This window comes from Campylobacter concisus (assembly GCF_902460665.1).
Classification (GTDB): domain Bacteria; phylum Campylobacterota; class Campylobacteria; order Campylobacterales; family Campylobacteraceae; genus Campylobacter_A; species Campylobacter_A concisus_AL.
Map to the genome: position 1 here is coordinate 131,434 of NZ_CABPUR010000003.1, position 7,484 is coordinate 138,917.

The 7,484-nt window shown below is 39.2% G+C and carries 5 protein-coding genes; all 5 read left to right on the plus strand.

Annotation, left to right across the window (positions count from 1 at the left end):
- Positions 1-27 precede the first annotated feature (27 nt).
- From F3G66_RS07540 to F3G66_RS07560, 5 genes are read left to right on the plus strand one after another with little or no spacing between them, the layout of a single operon-like run.
- A complete protein-coding gene (locus F3G66_RS07540; RefSeq protein ID WP_149707682.1) occupies positions 28-2,061 on the plus strand; it encodes an ATP-dependent helicase in 2,034 nt (677 codons plus the stop codon).
- A gap of 54 nt (positions 2,062-2,115) precedes the next feature.
- The gene (locus F3G66_RS07545; RefSeq protein ID WP_149707683.1) at positions 2,116-3,309 is read left to right on the plus strand and encodes an efflux RND transporter periplasmic adaptor subunit; all 1,194 of its coding nucleotides are present in this window, start codon (positions 2,116-2,118) and stop codon (positions 3,307-3,309) included.
- On the plus strand, positions 3,310-5,238 hold the full coding sequence (locus F3G66_RS07550; RefSeq protein ID WP_149707684.1) for a MacB family efflux pump subunit: 1,929 nt from the start codon (positions 3,310-3,312) through the stop codon (positions 5,236-5,238).
- 1 nt (position 5,239) lies between these two features.
- Positions 5,240-6,586: a TolC family protein gene (locus tag F3G66_RS07555; RefSeq protein ID WP_149707685.1), complete on the plus strand. Its 1,347-nt coding sequence runs from the start codon at positions 5,240-5,242 to the stop codon at positions 6,584-6,586.
- Positions 6,587-6,590: 4 nt separating this feature from the next.
- Complete coding sequence (locus F3G66_RS07560) at positions 6,591-7,082, plus strand: flagellar protein (RefSeq protein WP_149707686.1); 492 nt, start codon at positions 6,591-6,593, stop codon at positions 7,080-7,082.
- Positions 7,083-7,484 lie beyond the last annotated feature (402 nt).

The following is a 7,484-nucleotide window of genomic DNA, read 5'->3' on the forward strand; positions in this document are numbered from 1 at the left end:
TTAGACCTTTTTAAAAAAGAGGAAGACATGCCCTTATCTAGGTTAAACAAAGAACAATACACCGCCGCAACTGCGCCATTTGGACACAATCTCATCATCGCTTCAGCTGGCACTGGTAAGACTAGCACCATAGTCGCTCGCATCGCTCATCTTTTAAATTTAGGCGTAAAGCCAGAGAAAATTTTGCTTCTAACTTTTACAAACAAAGCAGCCAGCGAGATGATAGAGCGCTTAAATAGGTATTTTGATAAGCAAATCACCTCCAAAATCACCGCAGGCACCTTTCACTCGGTCTCATTTTCGCTTTTAAAAAGCCTTGATAAAGGCGTCACGCTAAAGCAACCAAGCGAGCTAAAGACGCTTTTAAAAAGTCTTGTTGAGAGGCGTAAATTTTACCATTTAAGCGACGTCAAGCCTTACGGCGGAGCCTATCTATACGACCTTTACTCGCTCTTTCAAAACAGCGAGCAAGGCACAACTTTTGGCAAATGGATAAGCCAAAAGATCGAAGAGCAGGGCGTTTATGCTGAAATTTATGAAGATGTTTTAGAGGAGTTTGAGGCTGAGAAGGCTAAATTTTCTTACGCTGACTTTAACGACCTTCTTATCAAAATGCGCGATGAGCTAAAAAATGGGGCGAATTTAGCTTATGATGAAATTTTGATCGACGAGTATCAAGATACAAACACCCTTCAAGGCAGCCTAATAGACGCATTTAAGACAAAGAGCCTCTTTTGCGTGGGCGATTTTGATCAGAGCATTTATGCATTTAACGGCGCAAATATCGAGATCATTGGCTCATTTAAAAATCGCTTCCCAAACGCAAATATCTACGCTTTAAATGTAAACTACCGCTCAAGCTCAAGCATACTTGCCCTTGCAAATAAGGTCATAAATAACAATCCAAGACTTTATGAAAAACACCTAACCGTGAGCCGCGAGGGAAATTTCAAGCCTCCAAGGCTGCTTGTCTATAACGAGCTTTTTGATCAGTATCAAAACATCGCCGACATCATCTCGCTCTCGCCATTTAATAGAGAAAATATCGCCATAATTTTTAGGAATAACTCATCAGCGGACGGTATCGAGGTCGCGCTAAAAGAGCGAGGTATCAGCTCAAAGCGAAAGGGTGGGGTGAGCTTTTTTGAGAGCCGCGAGATCAAGGCGCTCATCGACATCATGGGAATTTATGTCAATCCAAAAGATATAATGGCATTTATCCATATCTGTGAATACGCAAAGGGCGTTGGCAGCGCAGTTAGCAAAGAAATTTTTGATGCGCTGCTTAAGCTTGGACATGGAAATTTAATAAAAGGGATAGTTGAGCCAGATGAGAGTGTAAATATCTCATCAAATAAAAGGCGAAACTACCAGCTAGGCCTTTTTGACGACCTTGATGAATTTGCCGAGGTTTCGAGGTTTTCTAAGCTTGGCTTTAGCGATAAATTCCTAGGACACCCTGTGCTAAAACTACAAAAGCTAAGCGAGAGTGGGGTACAGTTTTTATATGAAATTTACAACTTTTTAAGAGGCATGAGAAATATCTCAAAGCCAGCCACGATGATAAATGAGATAAAAACTAGCAAAATTTACTCGCTCATAGTTGAAAATCTCAGCACAAAAAGGGCAACTCTAAAAAATGGCAATGTTGATCTAGCACTCAAAGAAGAGGTCAAAGAGCGTATAATGGCAAAGAGCGTGGTGCTAAGTGAGCTAGCTAAAAAATATCAAGATATCAGTAAATTTTACAACTTCTTAGCCCTTGGTAGCAACGAGATGAGCGAAGGGCAGGGCGTTAGCTTGCTTAGCGTGCATGCGAGCAAGGGGCTTGAGTTTGATCAAGTTTTCATAGTAGATCTCGCGCAAAACCGCTTTCCAAATTTAAAGCTAATGAGCATGGGCGGCAGCCTAGAAGAAGAGAGGCGGCTCTTTTACGTAGCCGTAACTCGTGCAAAAGACGAGCTCTATCTTAGCTACGCAAAATACGACAAGATAAAAAAGGTGACCTACCAACCAAGTAGGTTTTTGATAGAGGCTGGCATGGCAAAAGAGGAAGCTTAAAGAGAATTTTAATCTTATTAAGTAAAATTGACTAATTTTTTACAAAGAGAAGCAATGAAAAAATCTAAAATTTTAATAATCCTGCTTATTTTAGGCGTCGGTGGATATTTTATCTATGATAATTTTTTTAAAATAAAAGATGAAAAGGTGGAATTTATCACCAAAAAAGCAAAAAGGGGCTCATTTAGCAAAAAGGTCGATGCCACTGGAGAGATTTTCGCTACCGAGCTAGTTGATGTGGGAGCGCAGGTGAGTGGCCAGATAAAAAAACTCTACGTTAAGCTTGGAGATCAGGTCAAAAAAGGCGATATGATCGCAAGTATCGATAGCTCGACCCAGCAAAATAGCATAGACAATAAAGAAGCACAGCTTGCTATCTACAAAGCTCAGCTTGAAAGCGCAAAAGTGGCTCTAAACATTGCAAAAACGCAGTTTGATAGAGAAAATGCACTATTTGCCAAAAACGCCACCTCAAAGCAAGAATTTGAAAGCGCAAAAAACACTTATAGCTCAAATAGCGCAAAAATAAAGGAGCTTGAAGCTCAGATAAAGCAGACAAATATCGAGCTAAGCACTGCTAAGATAAATTTAGGCTACACAAAGATCACCGCCCCAAGAGATGGCACCGTAGTAAGCGTACAGGTCGAAGAGGGACAGACTGTAAATGCCAACCAAACTACACCAACTATCGTAAAGATCGCAGATCTTAGCTATGTCAAGATGAAGATGCAAATAGCCGAGGGCGACATCACAAAGATAAAAGTTGGCACGCCAGTTGAATACTCGATCCTCTCTGAGCCAACGAAAAAATTTCAAACGACGGTTAGTTCGATCGACCCTGGCTTAACGACATTAAGCGATGGTAGCTACGGCTCTAGCAGTAGTAGCAAATCCACAAGCTCAAGCACTTCAAGCAACTCAGCTGTTTATTATTATGCTCAAAGCATAGTTGAAAATAAAGATAAAATTTTAAGAATAGGCATGACCACGCAAAATGAGCTTTTAATAGCAAACGTAAAGGATGCTATCATCGTGCCAAGTATTGGTATTAAAAAAGATGAAAACGGCACATTTGTCTATGTTCTAAAAGATGGCAAAGCGGTAAAAACAGCGGTCAAAACTGGCATAAAAGACAACCTCGATACGCAGATCATTAGCGGTGTGAACGAGGGCGACGAGATCATCACATCACAAGGCTCAGCAAGCGAGATAGCCAAGATGATCGAAAAAGAAAATAAGAAGTTTTAAGTGATAAGCCTAAAAAATATCACAAAAAGCTTTAAGCTAGGTGACAATGAGATAGAGATATTGCATGGCATAAATTTAGAGATAAAAAAGGGCGAATTTATAGCCATTATCGGTCAGTCTGGCTCTGGCAAATCAACGCTTATGAACATCCTTGGTTGCCTTGATAGCCCAAGTGGCGGGCAGTACTTGCTAGAGGGCAAAGATATATCAAAATTTGATAGCGACGCACTTGCTAAGCTTAGACGAGATAAATTTGGCTTTATCTTTCAAAGATATAACCTTCTTAGCACGATGAACGCCCTTGAAAATGTCGCACTTCCTAGCATTTACGCAGGAGCAAATAAGAGCGACCGAGAAAAAAGAGGAATGGAGATTTTAGACTCTCTTGGCCTTAGCGAAAAGGCTAAAAATTTACCAAATAAACTCTCAGGCGGACAGCAGCAAAGGGTCTCCATAGCAAGGGCGCTGATGAATGGTGGCGAGATCATATTGGCTGACGAGCCAACAGGAGCGCTTGATAGCAAAAGTGGGCTAAGAGTGATGGAAATTTTAGTGGATCTTTACAAAAAAGGTCACACCATCATCATCGTCACGCACGATCCAAAGATCGCCGAGTACGCGAGTAGAGTGATCGAGATAAAAGATGGCAACATCGTAAGTGATAATATAAAAAATAGTGAAATTTTTGAGGCCAAAAAGCAAAGCCAACCAGAAAAAAGTAAATTTACATACTATAAAGATCAGCTAATTGAAAGCTTTAAAATGTCGGTAAATGCGATGCTAGCTCATAAACTAAGATCACTTCTTACTATGCTTGGTATTATTATTGGCATCACGGCTGTCATTAGCGTCGTAGCTCTTGGCAAAGGCTCACAGGAGCAAATTTTAGCTGGCATCAGAAAGATCGGCACAAATACGATCGATATCATGCCAGGAAAAGGCTTTGGCGATATGCTCTCAGGCAGGGTAAAAACGCTCTCTATAAGTGACGCAAATATGCTCTCAAAGCAGTCATTTCTGGACTCAGTCACTCCAAACACAAGTACTTCAGGCGTACTAACGTATGAAAATATCTCCTTAACAGCGACACTAAAGGGCGGTGGAGTAGGGAGCTTTGACGTAAATGGACTAAAACTAGAAAAGGGAAGAATTTACGATGAGGACGAGGTTTTAAACTCAGATTCTGTCACACTAATAGATCAAAATACCAAAAATAGCATATTTAAAAACGAAGACCCTATCGGCAAGATCATACTTTTTAATAAAAAGCCACTTCGCATTATAGGCGTTTTGCAAAAAGATGAGTTTAAAATCGGCGATGCTAGCTCTCTTAAAATTTATGCTCCATATACGACTGTGATAAATAAGATAACGGGCGATAAATTTATTAGCTCAATAACCGTAAAAGTAAATGAAAGCGTAAATGCTCAAATCGCAGAAAAGAGCCTAACCGATCTTTTAACGATAAAACACGGCAAAAAAGACTTCTTTACTAGAAATTCTGATAGCATCAAGCAAACTATCGAAGAGACGATCTCGACGATGCGCCTTCTAATATCAAGTATCGCCGTCGTCTCGCTCGTAGTTGGTGGCATAGGCGTGATGAATATCATGCTAGTCTCGGTCACCGAGCGCACCAAAGAGATAGGCATCAAAATGGCGATCGGAGCTAGACAGAGCAACATCTTGCAACAGTTTTTGATAGAGGCGGTGCTACTTTGCTTAATTGGCGGAGCTATTGGTATAGCCTTTTCTTACGCGATCGGATACATATTTAATAACTTTTTAGATGGCTTTAGCATGATCTTTTCAAAAGGCTCGATCGTGCTTGCACTTGTCACATCGATGGCGATTGGCATCATATTTGGCTACATGCCTGCCAAAAATGCCTCAAAACTAAATCCAATAGATGCGCTTTCAAGGGAGTAATATGAAATTTCTAAGCTTAGCTTTAGTGCTCGTTTTAAGCGGCTGCGCTGTTAAAAATATAGATGAAAACTACAAGCAAATTTTACTTGAAGATAACGCCAGTGGCGAGCTAAATTTAGACACTTCTTGGTGGAAGCAGTATCAGCAAAGCTACCTTGATGAGCTTGTAGTGCTTGCGCTTAAAAACAACACCAACCTTGCAAAAGCTGCGATAAATGTAAATAAAGCACTCGCTCAAGCTGGCGTTTTGCAGGCAAATCTTATCCCAAGCTTTAGTGCTGGCATCGAGGCCTCAAGCAGTAAAAACATAAAAGAGGGTGGTGCTTCTAGCAGAAATTTTGGCTCAAATATAGGGCTTAGCTACGAGCTTGATCTTTGGCAAAAGCTAGCAAATAGCAAAGATGCAGCGATGTTTGAAGCAAGGGCAACTAAATTTGATCTGGAAGCTAGCAAACTAAGTGTGATAAACTCCGTGACAGACGCCTATTTTCAGATTTTATATCTAAATGAGAGCATTAAAACTTATGAGCAAATTTTAGAAATTTATAATGAGCTAAATAAGATAGTCGGGCTTAAATTTGAGCTTGGCAAAGAGGAAGCGTTAAGCCTAAAACAGATAAACTCGCAGCTTTTAGGCGCTCAAAATAAGATAGAAAGTGCCAAAAAAGATCTTGTGACTGCTAAAAAAACGCTTAGGATTTTGCTAAATGAGAGACCAGAATTTGAGCTTAAATTTGAAGGACTCACGCTAAGCCCTATAAAAAGTGTGGGCGTTGATCTAGATGTGCCGGCAAGCGCCATAGCAAACCGTCCGGACCTAAGAGCGGCTATTTACCGCATAGAAGAGGGCATCCTAAACTATAAAGCTAGTCAAAAAGATTTTTATCCAAGCATCACGCTAGGAGCTAGCATCAAAAGTAGTTCAAGCACAAAAGAGGGCGCATTTAGCCTTAAATTTCTAAATGGCAACATCGCTTTAAATTTACCGTTTTTAAACTACTCTAAGCTAAAGTCAAATTTAAAAGTAAGCGAGGCAAATTTCGAGCTTGCAAAGCTAAACTACATAAGCACTCTAAATAGCGCATTAAACGAGATAGACGCATTTTACAAAGGCTACCTAAACGACGAAGCGCTACTTGCTAACTACCAAGAACAGATAAAAAACTACGAGGAAATTTCAAAAATTTACGAGCTAAAATACTCCTACGGCAAAGTCGAGCTAAAGCAGTTTTTGGAGGCTAAAAACAGCGAGCTAGAGGCTAAAATAGGGCTATTAAAAGCAAAATACATGCTTTTACAAGACGAGCTAAATATCTACAAAGCCATGGCAGGCAAATTTAATAGGTAAATTTATGAGCTCGGCTTGGGACTATGAGGCAAATGTATGTAGCAGTGATGGCAAATTTAGCGCCAAATTTGAAGGCTGTGAGGTCGCTATGGGCGCTCCAACCCTTGGCGAGCTACGACTTTTTATAAATAGCAAGCACTGTCTAAAATTAAAAAATGAGCCTTCAAACCACGAAAAAAGACTATCAAATTTTGATCAAAATTTAGTTAAAGATGACGATACGCTTCAAATTTTACTTAGCGAAAGGGCGACTGCTTGCTTTTTGTTTTCAGAGGACTCTAAATTTCTAGCTTTTTCTGAATGGACGGCAGATAAAATGCAGATCGTAAAGGTAGTGCACCTAGCCGATAAGAGCATAAAAACTGATAATAGGCGCAAAAGAGTAGTGGAATTTCTCTCATTTGATGATGGCTTGCTTGAAATTTTAGACTCGCCGATCTTTATGCCTAAAAACTACACACTGGATATCCGCACACTTTTTGACGATAAAATTTAATTCTTGAGCGAGCGCTTTATGTACATTTATCGCAGTTTTTGCAAGGTTAGTGCTCTGCGCTTAAAAGCAAGAACCACAAACTCCAAAGATAGCTCTTGCTCACTTTTTCAAAATAGGGTAGATCAAATTTTAAGTTATATATAAGATAAATACAAATTTCACATTTTTTGAAAAGTGTAAAATTTAACTAATTTTCTTACAAATATTTTTATGTCAAATTTAATGGATAAATTAAAATCATACAAAAGATAAAATCCAAAATAAGCCTATAAATCAATATTTAAATTCATATAAAAGAAAAAATAAGAAAATTAAAATAACAATTTGAAAATTATAGTTTTCAATACAAATATATAAAAAAGCTTGTATTTTACCTTTTAATATATTAATATAAGTATTATG